A 2,384-nucleotide genomic window follows, 5' to 3' on the forward strand; every position below is an offset into this window, starting at 1 on the left:
ATGTCGAGTAGGTCAGCCCCCTTACGGGAGCTTTCCCCTCTAAGAACCGTACGTGAGAGTTTCCCCTCATACGGCTCAAGCAATTCAAAACTTTTATTTGTAACTAAAAGCCGGCTCATAGTAACTTCCATTTATTTCTGTTAGTAATTCGGCTGCAATGATCATGTATTAGGACTTTCGCCTTTCTACTGCTCCCTGTCATTTCAGTAATTTTCCAGGGAGTTTCCCGTGTGATGTGCTTGCCACACACAGGGCAACATTGCATTTGCTGATTCCACAGGCGATAGATATATTGCTTGCCGTCTAAGTGTGCAAGCATTCTTCGGGTCTTGTATTGATCGAAGAAATCTTTCCAATCGGCATCATATGGGTTGGCCTCACTGCGGATTTTGATATGTCGCTTTATTTTCGTATCCGACAATCTCACAAGAGTGTGGTATTTATCCACTTTCCTGTTTTCAAGCGGTACGGCAAAAGTCCAGCTTCTACCTCTTACAGTGTGATAATACTTGTTGGCAATCCATCGTTTACCTTTTTTGGGATGTCTTCTGCGAGACCATCGCCATAGTTTGTTGAAAATTTGTGCATCTGTTTTACGGAAAGTTTCCGATGCAGAACACCCCTTGTAGTAGTTCGCCCATCCTCTAATGACTGGGTTTAGCAATCGTATCAAAGATTGTTGCTTAGAAGACTTGTTCTTGTCCACTATTTCACGAACCTTATCTAAAAATCTCTTTCGACTCTTCTTGGATGGTTTTGTGATAAACTTGCCTTTATATTTTCTGATATTGAACCCAAGAAAATCAAACCCTTCTTCTATATGAGTTATCTTAGTCTTTTCTTCTGATAAGGTAAGCCCTCTTGCTTGAAGAAACTCAATGACTAATGGTTTAACATGGTTCTCCAACAACTCCTTACTCTCTCCTGTGATAATAAAATCATCCGCGTAGCGAACAAGATTTATCATAGGAGTATAGTAATTTTTCTTCGAGCGGTTTATCGGAAAGCTATCGGCAAGCAGTTTTTCCAGTCCGTCCAAAGTCATATTTGCAAGAGTTGGGGAGATGATGCCGCCTTGAGGAGTTCCCTCCTCTGTCGGAAAAAGTTGCTTGTTGAAAATAAATCCACTTTTCAACCATTTACGGAGCAAAACTTTATCCATAGGGATATTGTCAAGCAACCATTCATGACTGATATGGTCGAAACAACCTTTGATATCACCTTCTAAGATCCATTGTGGGGATGTCGTCCTTGCCAGGTCATTGAAGCATTGTTGAACGGCATCTGCCGTGCTCCTTTCTTTTCTGAAACCATAAGAATTGGCATCAGCCGTTGTTTCAGCTACGGGAGCCAGTGCCATCAGATACAATGCCTGCATAGCCCGGTCTTTCATAGTTGGTATACCCAATGGTCTTAATTTCCCGTTACTCTTTCTGATATGTACTCGTCTCAGAGGTTGGGGTGTATAACCTCTCCTTTTCAGTTCGGTTATTGCACACACTTTAGCATCTGGCGTTTTCCATGTTACCATATCGACGCCAGCCGTTTTACTCCCATTATTGGAAGTTACACGTCTTACCGCTAATGCTTTAGCGTAAAACGAGTGGGTCAGTGTCCACTGCAAGGCTTTGACCTTGTTGTGGCGACCCTCTTTTTGAGCCTTTACAATACGCGCTTGTAGCTTTTGAACCGCAGCTTCGCATTTGAGCCAATTTATACTGTCCCATTTGCTCTGCGTTTGGTCAGTCGATGCACACGATTTTTTAATTTCGTTCATTTGCTTTTCTCCTTTTAAAAGTTCTAAAAGTTTCTTGTAAAGAATCACCTACCGCAGAAGTCAGCCTGCTTTCGCAGCGGGATGATGTTTCAATCCCTATTCACCCCATTACAGGGTGGCATTCGCTTTTTCTGCAATCCTATACCCGCACTCCATTCGGCATTCCTTACGGTCTGCTTACCTGTCATTGGCAGGAGAAATACGGGCTTACTACGTTCCGTGCAAGTAACTTATAAGTGGGTTAGGTTCTGTCTATTACACCGGCAGTACTCTGTTCGTGTATTCCCAGAATGGAGAGGAATAACCGACTGCTTCCCTTTTGGGCTGAAGCCTATCAGTATCTTTGGCTTCTTCAACCTTACGACGTTTAGACGACAGTTCGCTTACGCTAACCATACCACCCAAGCCAAGCTCCCTGACTGTATGATACTAACAGCCATTGTCTTTCCCTCACGGTTCTGACTGCTCCTTTCGGAAGGGCTACCTTGTCTGGACAGCTTTGATACAGTATATTACTATTGGTGCATCTGTCCATAGGCTACCGTTGACGAAACAACGGGTTAAATCTAAGTTTAACAATTACTTACACAGCGACGTATCGCACCCA

General features: G+C 43.2%; 1 protein-coding gene. It reads right to left on the reverse strand.

The features are described from left to right. Positions 1-115 precede the first annotated feature (115 nt). Positions 116-1,777: a group II intron reverse transcriptase/maturase gene (gene ltrA / locus DW083_RS21830; protein ID WP_004319152.1), complete on the reverse strand. Its 1,662-nt coding sequence runs from the start codon at positions 1,775-1,777 to the stop codon at positions 116-118. Positions 1,778-2,384: the final 607 nt, after the last annotated feature.

The organism is Parabacteroides sp. AF48-14 (genome assembly GCF_003477465.1).
GTDB lineage: Bacteria > Bacteroidota > Bacteroidia > Bacteroidales > Tannerellaceae > Parabacteroides > Parabacteroides acidifaciens.